The organism is Streptomyces uncialis (assembly GCF_036250755.1).
In the GTDB taxonomy this organism is placed as follows: Bacteria; Actinomycetota; Actinomycetes; order Streptomycetales; family Streptomycetaceae; genus Streptomyces; species Streptomyces uncialis.
Genome location: NZ_CP109583.1, coordinates 5,617,498 through 5,636,291, shown reverse-complemented (window position 1 = coordinate 5,636,291; position 18,794 = coordinate 5,617,498). Strand labels below are relative to the sequence as shown.

The 18,794-nt window shown below is 71.7% G+C and carries 18 protein-coding genes and 3 tRNA genes; 5 read left to right on the top strand and 16 right to left on the bottom strand.

What is annotated here, in order from left to right; translation table 11 throughout:
- Positions 1 to 78 precede the first annotated feature (78 nt).
- The 6 genes from OG711_RS23485 to OG711_RS23460 all read right to left on the bottom strand — a co-directional run bounded on the left by OG711_RS23485 (position 79) and on the right by OG711_RS23460 (position 3,838).
- Positions 79 to 1,134, bottom strand: coding sequence for a UDP-N-acetylmuramate dehydrogenase (locus tag OG711_RS23485; RefSeq protein WP_073792913.1), 1,056 nt, complete (start codon positions 1,132 to 1,134; stop codon positions 79 to 81).
- 1,218 nt (positions 1,135 to 2,352) lie between these two features.
- The gene (locus OG711_RS23480; RefSeq protein WP_099280519.1) at positions 2,353 to 2,790 is read right to left on the bottom strand and encodes a MaoC family dehydratase; all 438 of its coding nucleotides are present in this window, start codon (positions 2,788 to 2,790) and stop codon (positions 2,353 to 2,355) included.
- A gap of 2 nt (positions 2,791 to 2,792) precedes the next feature.
- Complete coding sequence (locus OG711_RS23475; protein WP_329560271.1) at positions 2,793 to 3,245, bottom strand: MaoC family dehydratase N-terminal domain-containing protein; 453 nt, start codon at positions 3,243 to 3,245, stop codon at positions 2,793 to 2,795.
- Positions 3,246 to 3,383: 138 nt separating this feature from the next.
- Positions 3,384 to 3,548 (bottom strand): 50S ribosomal protein L33, encoded by a 165-nt coding sequence (gene rpmG, locus OG711_RS23470; protein ID WP_003948671.1) that lies wholly within the window; start codon positions 3,546 to 3,548, stop codon positions 3,384 to 3,386.
- 95 nt (positions 3,549 to 3,643) lie between these two features.
- A tRNA-Met gene (locus OG711_RS23465) sits at positions 3,644 to 3,716 on the bottom strand.
- Positions 3,717 to 3,765: 49 nt separating this feature from the next.
- Positions 3,766 to 3,838 (bottom strand) — tRNA-Thr (locus tag OG711_RS23460).
- A gap of 337 nt (positions 3,839 to 4,175) precedes the next feature.
- On the opposite strand from OG711_RS23460, the gene OG711_RS23455 reads away from it, so the two are divergent.
- On the top strand, positions 4,176 to 5,450 hold the full coding sequence (locus OG711_RS23455; RefSeq protein WP_266516551.1) for an amidohydrolase family protein: 1,275 nt from the start codon (positions 4,176 to 4,178) through the stop codon (positions 5,448 to 5,450).
- A gap of 742 nt (positions 5,451 to 6,192) precedes the next feature.
- Positions 6,193 to 6,849 carry an NAD(P)H-binding protein gene (locus OG711_RS23450; protein ID WP_329560270.1) on the top strand — a complete coding sequence of 219 codons (657 nt, stop codon included), beginning with the start codon at positions 6,193 to 6,195 and terminating at the stop codon, positions 6,847 to 6,849.
- Positions 6,850 to 6,877: 28 nt separating this feature from the next.
- Here the strand turns inward: OG711_RS23450 and OG711_RS23445 are convergent, their stop codons facing one another.
- Positions 6,878 to 7,090 carry a hypothetical protein gene (locus OG711_RS23445; RefSeq protein WP_073792917.1) on the bottom strand — a complete coding sequence of 71 codons (213 nt, stop codon included), beginning with the start codon at positions 7,088 to 7,090 and terminating at the stop codon, positions 6,878 to 6,880.
- Positions 7,091 to 7,486: 396 nt separating this feature from the next.
- Here OG711_RS23445 and OG711_RS23440 point away from each other — a divergent pair, with 396 nt between their 5' ends.
- Both OG711_RS23440 and OG711_RS23435 read left to right on the top strand, forming a co-directional pair.
- Positions 7,487 to 8,146: a DUF4360 domain-containing protein gene (locus tag OG711_RS23440; protein WP_329560269.1), complete on the top strand. Its 660-nt coding sequence runs from the start codon at positions 7,487 to 7,489 to the stop codon at positions 8,144 to 8,146.
- A 219-nt stretch (positions 8,147 to 8,365) separates the two neighbouring features.
- A complete protein-coding gene (locus OG711_RS23435) occupies positions 8,366 to 9,013 on the top strand; it encodes a DUF4360 domain-containing protein (protein ID WP_329560268.1) in 648 nt (215 codons plus the stop codon).
- Positions 9,014 to 9,157: 144 nt separating this feature from the next.
- Here OG711_RS23435 and OG711_RS23430 read toward each other — a convergent pair.
- Positions 9,158 to 9,239, bottom strand: a tRNA-Tyr gene (locus OG711_RS23430).
- Positions 9,240 to 9,427: 188 nt separating this feature from the next.
- Here OG711_RS23430 and OG711_RS23425 point away from each other — a divergent pair.
- A complete protein-coding gene (locus OG711_RS23425) occupies positions 9,428 to 9,916 on the top strand; it encodes a YajQ family cyclic di-GMP-binding protein (RefSeq protein ID WP_073792919.1) in 489 nt (162 codons plus the stop codon).
- 187 nt (positions 9,917 to 10,103) lie between these two features.
- Here the strand turns inward: OG711_RS23425 and OG711_RS23420 are convergent, their stop codons facing one another.
- From OG711_RS23420 to OG711_RS23385, 8 genes are all read right to left on the bottom strand, one after another.
- Positions 10,104 to 10,691 (bottom strand): SMI1/KNR4 family protein, encoded by a 588-nt coding sequence (locus OG711_RS23420; protein ID WP_329560267.1) that lies wholly within the window; start codon positions 10,689 to 10,691, stop codon positions 10,104 to 10,106.
- 55 nt (positions 10,692 to 10,746) lie between these two features.
- Positions 10,747 to 11,142 carry a YccF domain-containing protein gene (locus OG711_RS23415; protein WP_073792921.1) on the bottom strand — a complete coding sequence of 132 codons (396 nt, stop codon included), beginning with the start codon at positions 11,140 to 11,142 and terminating at the stop codon, positions 10,747 to 10,749.
- A complete protein-coding gene (gene htpX, locus OG711_RS23410; RefSeq protein ID WP_073792922.1) occupies positions 11,139 to 12,002 on the bottom strand; it encodes a zinc metalloprotease HtpX in 864 nt (287 codons plus the stop codon). The genes OG711_RS23415 and htpX overlap by 4 nt, the downstream gene beginning before the upstream one ends.
- Positions 12,003 to 12,341: 339 nt before the next feature.
- Positions 12,342 to 14,039: an NADH-quinone oxidoreductase subunit N gene (locus OG711_RS23405; protein WP_329560266.1), complete on the bottom strand. Its 1,698-nt coding sequence runs from the start codon at positions 14,037 to 14,039 to the stop codon at positions 12,342 to 12,344.
- On the bottom strand, positions 14,036 to 15,691 hold the full coding sequence (locus tag OG711_RS23400; RefSeq protein ID WP_405674956.1) for a complex I subunit 4 family protein: 1,656 nt from the start codon (positions 15,689 to 15,691) through the stop codon (positions 14,036 to 14,038). The genes OG711_RS23405 and OG711_RS23400 overlap by 4 nt, the downstream gene beginning before the upstream one ends.
- A gap of 30 nt (positions 15,692 to 15,721) precedes the next feature.
- Positions 15,722 to 17,716 (bottom strand): NADH-quinone oxidoreductase subunit 5 family protein, encoded by a 1,995-nt coding sequence (locus OG711_RS23395; RefSeq protein ID WP_073792923.1) that lies wholly within the window; start codon positions 17,714 to 17,716, stop codon positions 15,722 to 15,724.
- On the bottom strand, positions 17,713 to 18,096 hold the full coding sequence (gene nuoK, locus OG711_RS23390; RefSeq protein ID WP_073792924.1) for an NADH-quinone oxidoreductase subunit NuoK: 384 nt from the start codon (positions 18,094 to 18,096) through the stop codon (positions 17,713 to 17,715). The genes OG711_RS23395 and nuoK overlap by 4 nt, the downstream gene beginning before the upstream one ends.
- The gene (locus OG711_RS23385; RefSeq protein ID WP_073793083.1) at positions 18,096 to 18,791 is read right to left on the bottom strand and encodes an NADH-quinone oxidoreductase subunit J family protein; all 696 of its coding nucleotides are present in this window, start codon (positions 18,789 to 18,791) and stop codon (positions 18,096 to 18,098) included. The genes nuoK and OG711_RS23385 overlap by 1 nt, the downstream gene beginning before the upstream one ends.
- Between the last annotated feature and the right edge of the window lie 3 nt (positions 18,792 to 18,794).

The following is an 18,794-nucleotide window of genomic DNA, read 5'->3' as shown; positions in this document are numbered from 1 at the left end:
GTCCGCCTGCTGTTCTGCCTGCTGTTCTGCCTGCTGTTCTGCCTGCTGTTCTGCCTGCTTTGGCTGTTCTGGTGGGTTCTACAGTTCGACGCCGACCATGACGGGTTCGTTGACGAGGGTGACGCCGAACGCGTCCCGGACCCCGGTGACCACCTCGCGGGCCAGGGTCAGCAGGTCCTCGGTGGTCGCCGCGCCCCGGTTGGTGAGGGCGAGGGTGTGCTTGCCGGAGATACGGGCGGCCCCCGTCCCGTAGCCCTTGGTGAACCCGGCGCGGTCGATCAGCCAGGCGGCGGACGTCTTCGTCCGGCCCTCGCCCGCCGGGTACGCGGGCGGGACGGCGTCCGGACCGAGCCGGGCGGCGGCGCGCTCACGGAACGCGGCGAACTCCGGTTCGGTGAGGATCGGGTTGGTGAAGAACGATCCGGCGGACCAGGTGTCGTGGTCCTCGGGGTCGAGGACCATGCCCTTGCCCGCGCGGAGCTTCAGCACGGTGTCGCGGGCGCGGTCCAGGGGCACCCGGTCCCCCACCTCCACGCCGAGGACCCGGGCGGTCTCGGCGTACCGGACGGGCGCGGACAGGCCGTCCGCGTCCTCCAGCGCGAAGCGGACACGCAGGACGACGTACCGCTCGGGGTCGGCCTTGAACCGGCTGTGCCGGTAGGAGAAGGCGCACGCGGCGTTGTCGAGGACGACGGTCCCGCGGGCCCGGCGGTCGTACGCGACGACCTCGGTGACCGTCGTGGAGACCTCCTGGCCGTACGCGCCGACGTTCTGGATCGGGGTCGCGCCTGCGGAGCCGGGGATGCCGGCGAGGCATTCGATCCCGGCGAGGCCCGCGGCGGCGACCCGGGCGACGGCGTCCGTCCAGACCTCGCCCGCGGCGAGTTCCAGCCGGTCGCCGTCCAGGGCGAAGCCGGTGGTCGCGATCCGGACGGCGGTACCGGCGAAGCCCTTGTCCCCGATCACCAGGTTGCTGCCGCCGCCGATGAGCAGCAGGGGGGTGCCGGAGTCGTCGGCGGCGCGGACGGCTGCGATGAGCTCCGCGTCGGTGGTCGCGGTGATCAGCCGGTCGGCGGGGCCGCCGAGGCGGAACGTGGTCAGCGGGGCCAGGGGGGTGTCGTGGAGTTCGGGCACGGTTCCCAGCGTACGGTCCGCACCTGGGCGCCCTTGGCAGGGGCACCGGCCTGTGGCCCTGCCTTGCTTGCCCCCGCCTGGGTTTCCTGTGCTGGGCGCGCTTGATTCTGTGCCGTCGCTCGGTGGTTTTGCGGTTCCCCGCGGGTCGCCTTCGCTTGCGCTTCCGAGGTCCGTCCGGGTGGGCGCACTTCGTTCCTGTGCCGTCGCTCGGTGGTTTCGCGCAGTTCCCCGCGCCCCTTTGGGGCGCGTCCGGCCGGTTCTTCGGGTCGGTGCCGGTCGGGATTCTCCGTCCTCGATCCGACACGCTCGGTACGACGTTCCGTGACTCGACTGAAGAGCATCGGAGTCTGCGAGCAGAGATTCCCGCCCACCCCCTCCCGCAGCAGCGCGAGTCCGCGAGGAGGGTGGTTTGAACCCCGACCCCGGGCTGATGACAGCCGCAGCCTGACCACACCCGCAGCTTGAGAACAGCCCCAGGTGGGCGCCCCTTCAGGGGCGCGGGGAACTGCGCAAAACGAAGACGGCCCGCACCCAAAGAGCGACCGCAAGAGGGCAGCATCCAGGGGCGCGGGGAACTGCGCACCCACGGACAGCCCGCACAGGAACAAGTACGCCCAGCCGGACAGACCTCGGAAGCGCAAGCGAAGGCGACCCGCGGGGAACTGCGCAAAACGAAGACGGCCCGCACCCGAACAGCGACCGCAAGAGGGCAGCATCCAGGGGCGCGGGGAACTGCGCACCCACGAACGACCCACACAGGGACAAGTACGCCCACCCGGACAGACCTCGGAAGCGCAAGCGAAGGCGACCCGCGGGAAACTGCGCAAAACGAAGACGGCCCGCACCCGAACAGCGACCGCAAGAGGGCAGCACCCAGGGGCGCGGGGAACTGCGCACCCCACGTCCGACCCGCACAGGGACAAGTACGCCCACCCGGACAGACCTGGGAAGCGCGAGCGAAGGCGACCCGCGGGGAACTGCGCGAAAACGAGGGCCAACCCGCACCCGAAGAGCGACCGCAAGAGGGCAGCATCCAGGGGCGCGGGGAACTGCGCACCCACGAACGACCCACACAGGGACAAGTACGCCCACCCGGACAGACCCGGGAAGCGCGAGCGAAGGCGACCCGCGGGGAACTGCGCACCCCACGTCCGCCCCGCACAGGGACAAGCGCGGCCAGCCGGACGGACCTGGGAAGCGCGAGCGAAGGCGGGTCGTTCAGGTGAGGCGGACGACTGCGCGGGACATGCCGAGGACCTTCTGGCCGGCGGAGGTGGCCGTGAGGTCGACGCGGACCAGGTGGTCGTCCAGCTTGACGGCGACCTTCGCGGTCACCTCGATCGTGGCGCCCTTGTCGTCGTCGGGGACCACGACCGGCCTGGTGAAGCGGACGCCGTACTCGACGACGGCAGCGGGGTCGCCGGTCCAGTCGGTGACCACCCGGATCGCCTCGGCCATGGTGAACATGCCGTGCGCGATGACATCGGCGAGGCCGACACTCTTCGCGAAGCGCTCGTTCCAGTGGATCGGGTTGAAGTCGCCCGACGCGCCCGCGTAGCGGACGAGGGTGTCGCGGGTCACCCGGAAGGTCGCCGCGGGGAGTTCCGTACCGACCTCGACGTCGTCGTAGGCGGGTGCCTTGGTGCTGTTCGTCATGGTCACGCCTCCTGGGCCGCGCGGGACACGAGCTTCGTCCAGGCGGTGACGACATGCTCGCCGGCCGCGTCATGGACCTCGCCACGGATGTCCAGGATGTCATTGCCCGCGAGGGACTTGACGCCCTCGATGGTGCTGGTGACCGAGAGCCGGTCCCCGGCCCGTACCGGGCGCTTGTACGCGAACTTCTGGTCGCCGTGCACGACCCGGCTGTAGTCGAGGCCGAGCTGCGGGTCCTGGATGACCTGCTCCGCGGCCTTGAAGGTGATCGCGAAGACGAAGGTCGGCGGGGCGATCACATCGGCGTGCCCGAGGGCCCTGGCGGCCGCCGGGTCGAGATACGCGGGGTTGGGGTCCCCGACCGCTTCGGCGAACTCCCGGATCTTCTCCCGGCCCACTTCGTACGGCTCGATGGGCGGGTAACTCCGGCCGACGAAGGACTGGTCGAGCGCCATGAGCCCGGCACCTCCTGGTTTCCCGTGCGGTACGCGCCGATGATCACCGCGGAGCCGCACTTGTCAGATTTCTGGTGGGCACAACGCCGCGAGGCCGCCCCCAGCGAGTGGGGACGGCCTCGCGAACGAGCCTTGGTGTTATCGCGTTTCGCGATGCGCGGTGTGCGCATTGCAACGCGGGCAGTGCTTCTTCATCTCCAGTCGATCCGGGTTGTTACGCCGGTTCTTCTTGGTGATGTAGTTCCGCTCCTTGCACTCCACGCAGGCCAGCGTGATCTTCGGGCGGACGTCGGTGGCAGCCACGTGAGTGCTCCTTGACGAACGGATTGAGACGAAATGAACTAACGCATGAAAGAGTAGCCGATCGAAGGACCGACCCCGCAATCGGCTACTTACAGTAGCGGTGACCGGACTTGAACCGGTGACACAGCGATTATGAGCCGCTTGCTCTACCGACTGAGCTACACCGCTGAGATGCGCTGCGGGGCCTCACCCGAGGGAGAGGAACCTCACACACCAGAGCCCCAAAACGGAATCGAACCGTTGACCTTCTCCTTACCATGGAGACGCTCTACCGACTGAGCTATTGGGGCGAGCGATGAAGACATTACACGCTCGCCCACCGTTCGCCCAAATCCGTTTCACGCAGTGCGGCGAGGGGGATAGAAGGCCCTTTCCCCCAGGCCCTGCAGCGCCTCACGCGGCCCGCCCGTAACGCGCCCGGCCACCCCGTTCCAGCTCCCGGAACCGGGTGCCCGCGCGACGCCCGCCGGGACGGGTGCGCAGGTCGGCGGCCCGGTCCGGGGAACGGGGACCCACGCTCGCACCACAAGCAGTACGACTATTTCGCTCCTCCGTGAAGCGGCCCGGCCCTCGTCCTAGGCTCGACTCACGCTGTGTGATCAGGCAAGCCGAGCACCCAGGAGCGCGATGTCCGACAGCCAGCCGCAGCAGCCGTCGTCCGGTTCCCACCGGCCCTCCGGCGGCGACGACGGCAAGGCGGCCGACAGCGCGGGACTGCTGCTGTGCGGCGCCCGCCTCGTGGACGGCAGGACCGTGGACGTACGGCTCGGCGGGGGACGCATCGAGGCGGTGGGCACGACCGGCAGCCTGACCGCCGGCGCCACCCGGGTCGATCTCGGCGGCTATCTGCTGCTCCCCGCGCCCGCGGAGCCCCACGCGCACAGCGACACCGCCCTGTCCGCGGACACGGACGGACCCGAGTCGTACGACGTGCAGGACATCCAGCGGCGGGCCACCGAGGCCGCGTTGCTCCAGCTCGGGCACGGGGCGACGGCGCTGCGCGCGCATGTGCGGATCGGGGACGTGCCGGGTCTCGGGGCGCTGGAGGCGGTGCTCCAGGCGCGGCGGTCGCTGCGGGGGCTCGCCGATCTGTCGGTGGTGGCGATGCCCCGGCTGCTGACCGGCGCCGCGGGCGCGGACGGGCTCGCCGGGCTGCGGGACGCGGTGAAGATGGGCGCGTCGGTGGTGGGCGGCTGCCCCGACCTCGACCCCGATCCGACGGGATACGTGGAAGCCGTGCTCGAACTGGCGGCGGAGCACGGTTGCGCGGTCGATCTGCACACCGACGGTGACGATCCGGCGCGGCTCGCGCGGCTGGCCGCGATGGCGGGCGGGCTGCGGCCCGGGGTGAGCGTCGGCCCGTGCGGCGGGCTGGCGCGGCTGCCCGAGCAGGCCGCGGGGCGGGTCGCGGACCGGCTCGCGGCTGCCGGGGTCACCGTGGTGTGTCTGCCGCAGGGGCGCTGCGGGGGCGCGCAGCGCGGGGAGACGGCGCCGGTGCGGTTGCTGCGGGCGGCGGGGGTGCGGGTGGCGGCGGGCAGCGGGGCGCTGCGGGACGTGGGGAACCCGGTGGGGCGGGGTGATCCGCTGGAGGCCGCGTATCTGCTGGCGTCGCGGCACGGGTTGCGGCCGGAGGAGGCGTACGACGCGGTGTGCTCGGCGGCGCGGGGGGCGATGGGGTTGCCGCGGGTGCGGGTGGAGGCGGGGTTCCCGGCGGAGTTGCTCGCGGTGCGGGGGGAGCGGTTGGCGGGGGTGCTGTCGTTGGCCTACAGCCGGATCGTGGTCCACCGGGGGCGGGTGGTGGCTCGGACCAGTGCGGTGCGGGAGTACTGTGACTCGGCTGCCGCCGTGGCGCTCGACCTCCCCCGCCAGGCCCGTACCGGGGACGCGCCACCACCACCCTGAGGTCCGGCCCCGGCCCTCGCCCGCTGGGTTTCGTGTGCCTGGCGGACTCCGTTCCTGTGCTGTCGCTCGTCGTTTTCGCGCAGTTCCCCGCGCCCCTTTGGGGCGCGTCCTGTCGGTTCTTCGGGTCGGGGCCGGTCGGGATTCTCCGTCCTCCCGCCCACCCCCTCCCGCAGCAGCGCGACTGCACGAGGAGGATGGTTCAACCCCGGCCCCGGTTGCTGACAGCCCGCAGCCGGATCGCCAGCCCCAGTTGGGCGCCCCAAAGGGGCGCGGGGAACTGCGCAAGAACGAGGGCCAACCCGCACCCGAGGACCGACCGCAAGAGGGCAGCATCCAGGGGCGCGGGGAACTGCGCACCCACGGACGGCCCGCACCCGAACGGGAACCGCAAAGGGCTCCCCCAAAGGGGCGCGGGGAACTGCGCGAAGACGAGGGCAGACCCGCACCCGAAGAGCGGCCGCAAGAGGGCAGCATCCAGGGGCGCGGGGAACTGCGCACCCACGGACGGCCCGCGCAGGGACAAGTACGACCAGGTGGGAAACCCCAGGGCGCGAGCAAAGGCGACCTGCGGGGAACTGCGCACCCCACGAGCGGCGGCACGGGAACGGAGTGCGTCCAGCACAGGAGACCCGGGGCGCGCGGGAGGCGGCCCGGACAGGGACAGGTACGCCCAGGAGTGAAACCCGGAGGCGCGAGCGAAGGCGACCTGCGGGGGGCCGGGCCGGAGGCGTACCGTCGGGGTATGCGTACTGTCATCGCTGGAGGACACGGTCGGATCGCGCTGCGGCTGGAGCGTCTGCTCGCCGCCCGGGGGGACGAGGTCGCGGGCCTCGTCCGGCACCCCGGACAGGGCGACGACCTCCGTGCGGCCGGCGCCGAACCCCTCGTCTGCGACCTGGAGTCGGCACCCGTCGAGGAGGTCGCTGCACACCTGGCCGGCGCCGACGCCGCGGTCTTCGCCGCGGGCGCGGGCCCGGGCAGCGGAGCCGACCGCAAGGACACCGTCGACCGCGCGGCGGCGGTCCTGTTCGCGGACGCCGCCGAGCGGGCCGGAGTACGCCGTTTCCTGGTCGTCTCGTCGATGGGCGCGGACCCCGGGCACCGGGGCGACGAGGTGTTCGACGTGTACCTGCGGGCGAAGGGCGCGGCGGACACCGATGTACTGGCCCGCGCGGGCCTGGACGTGACCGTGCTGCGCCCGGGCGCGCTCACGGACGACCCCGGCACCGGGCGGGTGCGCCTGGAGGCGTCCACGGGCCGCGGCGGCGTCTCCCGTGACGATGTGGCCGCCGTACTGGCGGAGTTGCTGGACACTCCGGCGACCGCTGGGCTGACGCTGGAGCTCGTCGCGGGGCCGACACCGGTCGCCGTCGCCGTGAAGGCCGTGGCGGGCAACTGACCGACGGCCCGTACCGGCCCGCGCGGGGTCAGAAGAGCGGGAGCTGACCGGGGAAGTCCGGGAGCACGTACCCGTCCAGATGGGGCTGGGTCGCACCGAGTTGGGCCTGTCTGCGCGAGCCGGGACACGACAGCAGGGAACCGGCGCCCCGCGCCCCGGGCGGGTCATGGCGCGCGAAGCGACCGGCCACGACGGCGATTTCGCGGCGGCACTCGGGGCAGACTCTGCGGCGCGAGGACATACCCCCAGTGTGCCCCGGACCACTGACAACTCCGCCGGGCCGCCCCGTCACCCGTGCGGGTGACACGCTACGGGCGGCTGCGCACTTCGGCCGGATTCCGCCCTTGCACCGGCCCCGGCGAGCCGCACACACATTCACGTACGCGCAGCTCACGGCCATAGCCCTGAACCATGTTCAGTAGTTGACGCGTACACGCCTAAACGTTCTCTCACGTCCCTCATCGCCCTCCCATGCGCGCCGGGCATGCTGCGAGCCGCGGTGCCTGGCGGGACCGGGCCCGTTCGAGACCCGGCGGCCGCCCCCGCGTCCAGCGCGCGGAACGCCGCGATCCACCCCCCACCCGCATGGTGGCGCCCTGCCGCGCCGTCATGAGGCATGGCATTGGACAGGAGAAACATGGTTCGTGCACTGCTCGCCTCCGGCGCGGCGGTCGCCGCGCTGCTCGCGGCGGCGATGCCCGCGCAGGGCGCAGGCTCCTCCGTATCGACCATCAAGGCTCCCCCGGACAAGATCGTGATCGAGGTCGCGACCGTCAACGGCTCCGGCTGTCCCACGGGGACCGCGGCGATCGCCGTGTCCCCCGACAACACGGCCTTCACCGTGACGTACAGCGACTATCTCGCCAAGGCGGGCGGCCCCTCGCTGCCGACCGACTTCCGCAAGAACTGCCAGCTCAACCTGATCGTGCATGTCCCGAACGGGTTCACGTACGCGGTCATGGGCGTCGACTACCGCGGCTTCGCGTCGCTGGAGCGGGGCGCGTCCGGGGTCGAGAAGGCGTCGTACTACTTCCAGGGCTCCCCCGCCACCGCGTCCCGCAGCCATACCTTCAACGGCCCGCTGGTCGACGACTGGCAGGCCACCGACACCACCGAGTGGGCCAACCTCGTGTGGGCGCCGTGCGGGGTCAAGCGCAACCTCAACATCAACACGGAGCTGCGCGTCAACGCCGGGACCTCGGACCGGACGAGGACCAGCTTCATGACGATGGACTCCACGGACGGCAGCCTCGACACCGTCTACCACCTGGCATGGCAGCGGTGCCCCACGCCGTGAGCACGGGGAGCACCGGGACTCCGTCAAGGGCCGCCCCGGGACGCGGCGGCCACTGACGGACGACCGGAGCACCTGGGTGCCGACGGGTTTCCCGCGCCACCCGCACGTGCTCAAGGGCAGACCGGCCGCCCGCCTCCCGCGGGCGGCCACCCCGACCCCACCGCCCCCGGCATCCCGCCGGTGCTCAGGCGGACCGATGTAACACGGACAGGAGAACCCATGGCTCGCGGACTGCTCGTCTCCAGCGCGGTCGCCGCACTTCTCGCGGCGGTCGTCCCGGCGCAGAGCGCAGGCGCTTCCAGCGCCGCGCCCCCGGACAAGGTCACCGTCGACGTGGTGACCGTCAACGGCTCCGGCTGCCGCGCCGGAACGGCCGCTGTCGCCACCTCGCCGGACAACACGGCGTTCACCGTGACGTACAGCGACTACCTCGCCACCGCGGGCGGCGCCTCGTCGCCGACCGCCTTCCGGAAGAACTGTCAGCTCAGCCTGCTCGTGAATGTCCCGCACGGTTTCACGTACGCCATCACCAGCGCCGACTACCGCGGCTTCGCGTCGCTCCAGCCGGGCGTCACGGCGGTCGAGAAGGCGTCGTACTACTTCCAGGGCTCGTCCAGCACCAACTCCCGGACCCACACGTTCACGGGTCCGATGTCGGAGGACTGGCAGGCCACCGACACCACCGACTGGGCGCAGCTCGTCTGGGCGCCCTGCGGTGCGCAGCGCAGCGTCAACGTCAACACGGAGCTCCGGGTGCAGCTCGGCGGGTCCGACCGCTCGAAGACCAGCTTCATGACGATGGACTCCACCGACGGCAGCGTCAACACGGTCTACCACCTGGCATGGAAGCAGTGCCCGGCCGCCTGACCGGGTGACCTGGGGGGCGGCCGTTCGGGCCGTCCGTCGGCCCGTCGGCCGTCGGTACGGCTCGCGGCGGGGTCATGACCGGGTCCTGGAAAACAAGTAACCCCCTTCCGGCGCGTCTCCGCGTCGGAAGGGGGTTACTCGATGTGGCGGCGCCAGGATTCGAACCTGGGAAGGCTGAGCCGGCAGATTTACAGTCTGCTCCCTTTGGCCGCTCGGGCACACCGCCTGGGATGTCGCTGAGGAGCTGATCTTGCGGTCCGCTCCCTGGCAACGACGTAAACGATACCCGATGCCCGGGGGTGCTCCGCCACTCGATTGAGCGGCACCCGACGCGGGGGCGGTGGCTAGGCTTTACGGATGCGGTCCGCGTTCCACGGCCGCCTCTACGCACCCCGATACAAGGAGCCACAGGACATGGCCGACTCCAGTTTCGACATCGTCTCGAAGGTCGAGCGGCAGGAGGTCGACAACGCCCTCAACCAGGCCGCCAAGGAGATCTCGCAGCGCTACGACTTCCGCAACGTCGGGGCGTCGATCGCCTGGTCCGGCGACAAGATTCTGATGCAGGCCAATTCCGAGGACCGGGTGAACGCCGTCCTCGATGTCTTCCAGACCAAGCTGGTCAAGCGCGGGATCTCCCTGAAGTCGCTCGACCTCGGCGAGCCGCAGCTGTCCGGCAAGGAGTACAAGCTCTCCGCCTCGATCCAGGAGGGCATCTCCCAGGAGAACGCGAAGAAGGTCGCGAAGCTCATCCGTGACGAGGGCCCCAAGGGCATCAAGGCGCAGGTCCAGGGCGAGGAGCTGCGGGTCAGCTCGAAGAGCCGGGACGACCTCCAGACCGTCATCGCCCTGCTGAAGGGCCAGGAGTTCGACTTCGCGATCCAGTTCGTGAACTACCGGTAGGCGGGGCGGCGGTCCGGAGGTCCTTGATCGGCGGGCCTCGTGCGGCGCCTGCCGGGTGGCGGGCGCCGCGCTGAGGTGAGGTGGGTGACTACGGACTGGGCCGTGGGGCCGCGTAGCTCGGTGGTCGAGCCGGGGGTCCGGGCGGGGCCGGTGGTCCCCCGGGGCCGGGTCGGTGGTCCCCGGGGGCTCAGGGGCCCGCTGCGGGCTTCCCAGGGGTCGGTACGGTAGCTGCCGGGGGCCTGACGCGGTGGGCGTAGTCCGGCCAGGCGGGGAGGTCCATGTCGCTCTCGTCCCCGTCGTACCAGCCGGTGCCGTCCAGCCAGTCCTGGAGCCAGCGGGCGAGGCTCGGGCTGTCGGAGAACCAGGCGTACTCCGGGTTGCCGCCGTTCGGCTCGTAGAGGAGGACGGGGGCGGCCTCGTCGGTGCAGTCGACGCAGGCGTACATGCCGCAGCCCCAGTGGGCGATCTGGAGCACCCCGGCGGGCCAGGGCCACTCGGGGTCGGCCCGCGCGGCGAGGTACTGGCCCACCGCCGGGGGCTCGCCTCCGGCGGAGCCCTCCAGCAGGGGCAGCAGACCGTACTCCGGGCCGAATCCCCCGTCGGCCACCCGGGTGTACAGGGCGGCCAGCAGGGGTGGCAGGGCGAAGCCGAGGGCTTCCTCCGCGCGCGCGAGCGTCCCCGGGTCGGCCGGGGCGGGCGGGGCGCTCCAGCCCCAGGGGGGATCGGTGCGCGCCCTGTCTGCGAGACGGGTCAGCAAGTCCTCGGTGTCGGGCATGACTTCATGCTGCCATCCGCCACTGACAACGCGGACGCGCCGGGTCCCGGGCGGGTCACCAGCGGCCGGCGAAGGGCTGGTCGGTGCTGACGATCTCCTTGCCGAGCGGCATCAGGGAAACCGGGATCAGCTTGAAGTTGGCGAGGCCCAGCGGGATGCCGATGATCGTGACGCACTGGATGACGCCCGTGACGATATGGGCCAGGGCCAGCCACCAGCCCGCGAGGATCAGCCACAGGACGTTGCCCACGAAGGACGCGGCGCCCGAGGTGGGCCGCTCGACCACGGTCTGCCCGAAGGGCCACAGGGCGTAGAAGCCGATCCGCCACGACGCCAGGGCGAAGGGGATGCCGATGATCGTGATGAACAGCAGCACACCGGCGAACATATAGCCGAGGAACAGCCAGAAGCCGCTGAATATGAGCCAGATGATGTTGAGGATTGTCTTCACTGATGTCGACCTGCCATCTGTTCGAGCCGGGCGATGCGCTCGGCCATCGGCGGATGTGTGGAGAACATCTTGGAGAGGCCCCGGCCCGGCCGGAACGGGTTGGCGATCATCATATGACTCGCCGTCTCGATCCTGGGCTCGGGCGGCAGGGGCAGCTGCTTGGTGCCCGCGTCCAGCTTCCGCAGGGCGCTGGCGAGTGCCAGGGGGTCCCCGGTGAGCTGGGCGCCGGAGGCGTCGGCCTCGTACTCGCGGGAGCGGCTGATCGACAGCTGGATGACCGACGCTGCCAGCGGGCCGAGCAGCATGATCAGCAGCATGCCGAAGATGCCGGGGCCGTCGTCGTTGTCGGAGCGGCCGAACGGGATCAGCCAGGCGAAGTTGACGAGGAACATGATCACGGAGGCGAGGGCGCCGGCGACCGAGGAGATGAGGATGTCGCGGTTGTAGACATGGCTCAGCTCATGCCCGATGACGCCGCGCAGCTCGCGTTCGTCGAGCAGCCGGAGGATGCCTTCCGTGCAGCAGACGGCGGCGTTGCGCGGGTTGCGGCCCGTCGCGAACGCGTTCGGCGCCTCGGTGGGTGAGATGTAGAGCCGGGGCATCGGCTGACGGGCCTGGGTGGAGAGCTCGCGCACCATGCGGTACAGCGCCGGGGCCTCGAACTCGCTGACCGGGCGGGCCCGCATCGCGCGCAGGGCCAGCTTGTCGCTGTTCCAGTACGCGTACGCGTTGGTGCCCAGGGCCACGACGACGGCGACGATCAGGCCCGTACGCCCGAAGAGACTGCCGATGACGATGATGAGCGCCGACAGTCCTCCGAGAAGAACGGCGGTCTTCAGCCCGTTGTGCCGGCGGTGCACAGTCAGCCCTCCTGGTGGTGCGGCAGGGGAACCCTCTGCTCCTTGGTGCTCCGCAGCGGTGGTGCCGCTGCCGGTACTTCTTCCTACGGTCCAGTGGACCCTCCCGTACTGGTCAACGCCAGGCGGGCGGGACTAGTTCCCTTGTGCTCGCGCCCGCCGGGGTCGGCCGACCGGGTGACCCCGGCCCGGCGGCGGGTGCGGCCGGGGGGAGGGAAGCGCCGTCCCGCACTGTGGCTTCTTTAACTTTTGGCGATGTCAAATTTCTTTGACATCGCCAAAAGTTGAAGAGAGAGCTCGGCCGCGGTGCGGGAGTGGCGCTTCCGCCCCCGGGTCGTGGGGTCAGAAGAGGACCGTGTCGGAGAACCTCAGGACGAGCTGCGGCGCGCCGGACAGGACGACGGCCAGAACGGCCGCCAGGGCGATGGCCGCGGCGAGGGCGAGGGGGACGGGGAGCCCCGGCCGGGGGGCGGCACCGGTTTCCGGTGTCCCCGGGACCGTCGCCACGTCCGGGCTGACGGATGACCCGTCCGGTGCGGCCGGTACGGCCGGGGCGGTGCCCGCGGCGGCCTTCCCGGCTCCCGCGGACCCCGCGGGCCCGGCGGCCTTCACCGTCTCCGTGCCCTCCGCGGTCTCCGGGGTGCGGAACAGCAGCGCGGTCCACTGAAGGTAGTAGTACAGGGCGATGACGACGTTGACGGCCATGATCACGGCGAGCCAGCCGAGGCCCGCGTCCACCGCCGACGAGAAGACGGTGACCTTCGCGAAGAGCCCGATGATGCCCGGCGGCAGCCCCGCGAGGCACAGCAGGAAGAACGCGAGGACGAGGGCGGCCAGCGGGCGCTCCGCGTACAGGCCCCGGTAGTCGCTGAGCCGGTTGAGGGGCCGGGTCCGGGCGACCAGCGCGGCGACGGCGAAGGCGCCCAGGTTCACGGCGGCATACATCAGGGCGTACGACACGGTGGAGCCGACCGCGCGTTCGCCGTCCTTCGCGTAGGCCGCCGCGGCGATCGGGACCAGGAGGTACCCGGCCTGGCCGACGGAGGACCAGGCGAGCAGGCGTACCGCGCTGTACGCGCGCGTGACGCTCTGCCGCAGGGCCGCCGCGTTGCCGATGGTCATGGTGAGGGCCGCCAGTACGGCGAGCGCGGGGCCCCATACGTCGGCGTACGAGGGGAACGCGACGACGGTGACGAGGATCAGCCCGGAGAAGCCGACGGCCTTGCCGATGACCGACAGATACGCGGCGATCGGCAGGGGCGCGCCGACATAGGTGTCGGGGACCCAGAAGTGGAACGGTACGGCGGCCGTCTTGAAGGCGAAGCCGATGAGGGTGAGGACGACACCTGTCCGCGCGAGGGTGTCGAACTGTCCGTCCACGCGCGTGAGGCCGTCGGCGATCTCCGTCAGATAGAGGCTGCCGGTGGTGGCGTAGACGAAGCTGACGCCCATCAGGGTGACGGCGGTGGCGGTGACCGAGGACAGGAAGAACTTGAGGGCGGCCTCGGAGGACATCCGGTCGCCGCGCTTCAGGCCGACCAGCGCGAACGCGGGCAGGGACGCCACCTCAAGGGCGACCACCAGGGTGGCGAGATCGCGGGAGGCGGGCAGCAGGGCGGCGCCCGCGGCGGAGGACAGCAGCAGGAACCAGTACTCGCCGCCGGGCACGGCGCGCGCGCGTGGGGTGTCGGCGTGGTCGCGGGAGGCGGTCACCGACAGCAGCGCGGTGAGGAGCGCGCCGCCGAGGACGAGGAGCTGGACGGCGAGGGTGAACTGGTCGGCGGTGTAGCTGCACACGTCGTCGTCGGACAGCCGGCAGAACGTGGCGCGGTCGGCGTCCAGCAGCGGCAGCAGGGACAGCGTGGCGAGGGTGAGTCCCGCGACGGAGGCCCAGCCGAGGAGGTGCTTGCGGCCCTCGGGGACGAAGAGGTCGGCGACGAGGACCAGCAGCCCGATGACCGCCGTGATGGCGGGGGGCGCGATCGCGATCCAGTCGACGGACTGGACGACGTCGGGGACCTCCAGGGCGGCGAGGGTCACGACTTGCCTCCTGAGAGGAGCTTCTGCACGGCCGGGTCGGTGAGGCCCAGCAGCAGGGCGGGCCAGAGTCCGGCGATGACGGTGAGGACGACGAGCGGGGACCAGGCGGCGTACTCGTAGCCGCGTACGTCGGGGAGCGTGAGGGGGGTACGGGTGGCGGCGGGTCCCGGTCCCGCGGCGGAGGTGTCCGGGGCGGGCGTGTCCGGGACGGTGGCGGCCGAAGTGGTGGCGGCCGGGGTGGTGGCGGCCGGAGCGGGTGCGGGGGCGCCCATGCAGACGCGGCGGACCACGATCAGCAGATACGCGGCGGTGAGCAGGGTGCCGAACCCGGCGAGGGCCGTGAAGGTGAGGTACGCGGGCCGGTTGAGGCCGTCGGCGGGGTCGAACGCGCCGAACATCGCGAGCATCTCGCCCCAGAACCCGGCGAGGCCGGGCAGTCCGAGGGACGCGACGGCGCCGAAGGCGAAGAGTCCGCCGAGCCGGGGCGCCTTGCCGTACAGGGCGGCGCCGGTGTCCTGGGCGAGGGAGTCCAGGTCGGTGGTGCCGGTGCGGTCCTTGAGGGCGCCGACGAGGAAGAACAGCAGGCCGGTGATCAGACCGTGCGCGATGTTCGCGAAGAGGGCGCCGTTGACGCCGGTCGGGGTGAGGGTGGCGATCCCGAGGAGGACGAAGCCCATGTGCCCGACGGACGAGTAGGCGATGAGGCGCTTGAGGTCGCCCTTGGCGCCCGGCCTGGCGAGGGCGAGACAGGCGAGTGAGCCGTAGATGATCCCGACGACGGCGAACGCGGCGAGGTACGGCGCGAAGATGTGCATGCCGTCCGGGGCGACCGGCAGCAGGACACGGACGAATCCGTAGGTGCCCATCTTCAGCAGGACCCCGGCCAGCAGGACCGATCCGACGGTCGGGGCGGCGGTGTGGGCGTCGGGCAGCCAGCTGTGGAAGGGCCACATCGGGGCCTTCACCGCGAGCCCGATCCCGATCGCCAGCACCGCGACGACCTGCACGGACGTACTGAGCGAGCGGCCGTTGTCGGTGGCGAGTGCCACCATGTCGAAGGTGCCCGCCCTGAGACCGATCAGGAGCAGGCCCAGCAGCATCACGACCGAGCCGAGCAGGGTGTAGAGGATGAACTTCCAGGCCGCCGCCTGCCTGCCCGCGCCGCCCCAGCGGGCGATCAGGAAGTACATCGGGATGAGGACCATCTCGAAGGCCAGGAAGAACAGGATCAGATCGAGGACGGCGAAGGTCGCGAGCGTGCCCGACTCCAGGACCAGGACAAGGGCGACGAACGCCTTCGGGGACGGGCCCGCGGGCGGGTGGTAGTAGCTGTACACGGCGCACAGGAAGGTCAACAGCGCCGTGAGGACGAGCAGGGGGAGCGAGATGCCGTCGATGCCGAGGTGGAGGCGTACGTCCAGGGCCGCGATCCAGCTGACGTCGGTCGTGGCCTGCATCCGTGACGGCCGGTCATGGTCGAAGCCGAGGGTGAGGACGATCGCGGCGGCCAGCACCGCACCGGTCACGGTGACGCCGTGCCGCAGGACCGCCTGGTCGGGCGAGCTGCCCCGCAGACCCGGCGGGGCCGGGAGCAGCGCGGCGGCGGCGCCCAGCAGCGGGGCGGCGACGACGAACGCCAGAAGGAACTGCATCACGGTCTCGTTGATCTCGATCACTGCGGTTCACGCTCCGGCGGTGGCGACGAGGACTGCGGCGACCGCCAGGAGGACGGTCCCCGCGAACAGCGCGCTCACATAGGTCTGCACATTGCCGGTCTGGGCCCGACGTACGGCGGTGCCGAGCCAGCGGGGCAGCGCGCCCGCGCCGCGGACATAGGTGTCGACGACCTCGCGGTCCAGGAAGCGGACGAGTTCGGCCGCCGCCTTCACGGGGCGGACGAACAGCACGGTGTACACGGCGTCGAGGTGGAAGCCGGAGGCGGCGTGCCGGTGCAGCGGACCGAGCAGCAGCCGTCCGGGGTCGGCGGGGTCGCACGCTCCGGCGATGTCGCCGTACGCGCGCGGGTGCAGGGCGATGGCCTCGGCCTCGACATGTCCGCCGTCCGCGTCGGGGTGGGCGACGACGGCGCCCATCGGGGTCCGGGCGGCGACCGCGGAGGTGTGCCGCCAGGCCCCGTACATCAGGAGGCCGCCGACGAGGGCGGCGCCCGTGCCGAGGACGGAGGTGGTGAGCGTCGGGGTGAGGGACTCGCCGCCGAACCACTCGGGCAGTACGCCCACGGCCAGACCGAAGCCCAGGGAGGGGATCGCGAGGACCCACAGGACGGTGGTCATGGCGAGCGGCTGCCGGCCGTGGTCGGCGGCCTCGGGGCCGCGGCCCCGGAAGGCGAGCAGCCACAGCCGGGCGGCGTAGGCGGCGGTGAGCAGGGCGGTCAGCAGACCGGCGGTGAGGACGGTCCAGCCCGCGGCCGTGGGGACGCCCGCGACATCGCCGTGGGCGGCGTGCTCGGCGCCGACGAGGACGGCTTCCTTGGAGAAGAAGCCGCTGAACGGGGGGATCGCGGCGAGCGCGAGCAGCGCCACGGTCATCGTCCAGTAGGCGTCGGGGATACGGGTGCGCAGGCCGCCCATCCGGGACATGGCGGCCAGCGAGTTGGTACCGGCGGCGTGGATGACGGCTCCGGCGGCGAGGAACAGCAGCGCCTTGAAGGCGCCGTGCGACAGGAGGTGGAAGACGGCCGCGCCGGGGTCGCCGACGGCGAGGGCGCCGGTCATGTAGCCGAGCTGGCCGATGGTGGAGTAGGCGAGGACGCGTTTGATGTCGTCCTGGGCGAGGGCGGCGAGCGCCGATCCGATCATCGTCACGGTCGCCATCACGGCGAGGACGACGAGGGCGGCGCCGGAGGCGGCGAAGACGGGCAGCAGCCGGGCGATGAAGTAGACCCCGGCGGTGACCATCGTCGCGGCGTGGATCAGCGCGGAGACGGGGGTGGGTCCCGCCATCGCGTCGGGCAGCCAGGTGTGCAGCGGGAACTGCGCCGACTTGCCCGCGACACCCGCGAGCAGCAGCAGCGCGATCACCGTGGGGTGGTCGAGCCCGCCGTCGGCGACGGTGTCGAGGACGGCGCTGATCCGGAACGACCCGGCGTCCGCGGCGAGCGCGAACAGACCGATCAGGAAGGGGACGTCACCGAGTTTGGTGACGAGGAACGCCTTGAGGGAGGCGGCGCGGGCCTCGGGGGTCTCCCAGTAGTGGCCGACCAGGAAGTACGAGCAGATGCCCATGATCTCCCAGCCCACCAGCAGCACCATCAGATCGCCCGAGTAGACGACGAGGAACATCGCGGAGGTGAACAGGGAGACGAGCGCCGCGTACGAGGGGTAGCGGGGGTCGTCGCGCAGATATCCGGTCGAGTAGAGCTGCACACAGGTCGCGACGGCACCGACGAGGACGGCGACGAGGACGGCGAAGCCGTCGAGGCGCAGCGCCAGTTCGATGGGGACGGAGCCGGTGGGGGTGAGCTGGGTCGCCGCCTCGATGGTCCGGTCGCCGCCCTGCCGTACGGCGACGAGGACGGCGAGGGCCAGCGCGGCGAGCGTCGGCAGGATCGCGAGCGGGCGGACGAAGCCGGGGGCGGTGCGGCCGAGGAGCAGCCCGGCGACGGCGCCGAGGAACGGCAGGAGGGGGACGAGTACGGCGAGGGTCGTGGTGGTCACGCGGCGGCCTCTGTCCTGGGTGCCGTGGCGGTGGTGCCGTCGGGGTCGCCGGGCCCGTCGCCGTGCTCGGCGGTGTCGCGGAGCTTGTCGATGTCGGAGGTGCCGCGGTTGCGGTAGACGGTGAGGACGATCGCGAGGCCGATGCCGATCTCGGCGGCGGCGATGGCGATGGTGAACAGCGTCAGGGCCTGGCCGGAGTGCAGGGTGTCGCGGGCGGCCTCGCTGAGCCATACGTCGAAGGCGACGAGGTTCAGGTTGACGGCGTTGAGCATCAGCTCGACGGACATCAGCACGAGGATCGCGTTCCGGCGGGCCAGCACGCCGTACAGGCCGGTGCAGAAGAGGAGGACGGACAGCACCGCGGGGTAGGCGAGATGCATCAGCCGGTCTCCGTCCGGTCGGCGGGCGGCTGGGCGCCGGGGCGGCCCGGGGTGCCACCCGTGGGCGGGGTGCCGCCGGGCCGGGTGGGGCCGGACGGGCTGCCGCGGCGTGCCGGGGCGGGCGGGGGGCCGTCGGAGCGGTCGGCGGCCCTCTTGCGGGACAGCACGATCGCGCCGACCAGGGCCGCCAGCAGCAGCACGGAAAGGGCCTCGAAGGGGAGCACCCAGTTCTGGAAGAGGCTCTCGCCCATGACGTCGGTGGAGCCCTGGACGGTGTCGAGGTCCATCCGGGTGGTGCGGAACGCGTCCACGACGACCCAGACCAGCGCGACGGCGGCGGTGACGGCGACCGCGAGGGCGACCCACCGGTTCCCCGAGTCGGCGTCCGGGGAGCGGCCGATGGGCGCCCGGGTGAGCATCAGCCCGAAGAGCAGCAGGACGACGACGGAACCGACGTAGATCAGGACCTGTACCCAGGCGATGAACTCGGCGGTGAGCAGCAGGTACTCCACGGCGATCCCGCCGAGCGCGACGACCAGCCACAGCGCGGCGTGCACCAGCTGCTTGGTGGTGACGGTGATGATCGCGGCGCCCAGGGTGACGACGCCGACGAGCAGGAACGCGATCTCGACGCCCGTCGGGGAGAGGAATCCGGAGCTCCCGGCGGCGAGGGGGGCCGCCAGGGTCGGGGACATGGG

Coding starts and splice junctions, on each gene's coding strand:
- OG711_RS23480 (WP_099280519.1), bottom strand. CDS start 2,790: ATGACGAACAGCACCAAGGCACCCGCCTACGACGACGTCGAGGTCGGT.
- OG711_RS23475 (WP_329560271.1), bottom strand. CDS start 3,245: ATGGCGCTCGACCAGTCCTTCGTCGGCCGGAGTTACCCGCCCATCGAG.
- OG711_RS23455 (WP_266516551.1), top strand. CDS start 4,176: ATGTCCGACAGCCAGCCGCAGCAGCCGTCGTCCGGTTCCCACCGGCCC.
- OG711_RS23450 (WP_329560270.1), top strand. CDS start 6,193: ATGCGTACTGTCATCGCTGGAGGACACGGTCGGATCGCGCTGCGGCTG.
- OG711_RS23445 (WP_073792917.1), bottom strand. CDS start 7,090: ATGTCCTCGCGCCGCAGAGTCTGCCCCGAGTGCCGCCGCGAAATCGCC.
- OG711_RS23440 (WP_329560269.1), top strand. CDS start 7,487: ATGGTTCGTGCACTGCTCGCCTCCGGCGCGGCGGTCGCCGCGCTGCTC.
- OG711_RS23435 (WP_329560268.1), top strand. CDS start 8,366: ATGGCTCGCGGACTGCTCGTCTCCAGCGCGGTCGCCGCACTTCTCGCG.
- OG711_RS23425 (WP_073792919.1), top strand. CDS start 9,428: ATGGCCGACTCCAGTTTCGACATCGTCTCGAAGGTCGAGCGGCAGGAG.
- OG711_RS23420 (WP_329560267.1), bottom strand. CDS start 10,691: ATGCCCGACACCGAGGACTTGCTGACCCGTCTCGCAGACAGGGCGCGC.
- OG711_RS23400 (WP_405674956.1), bottom strand. CDS start 15,691: ATGCAGTTCCTTCTGGCGTTCGTCGTCGCCGCCCCGCTGCTGGGCGCC.
- nuoK (WP_073792924.1), bottom strand. CDS start 18,096: ATGCATCTCGCCTACCCCGCGGTGCTGTCCGTCCTCCTCTTCTGCACC.
- OG711_RS23385 (WP_073793083.1), bottom strand. CDS start 18,791: ATGTCCCCGACCCTGGCGGCCCCCCTCGCCGCCGGGAGCTCCGGATTC.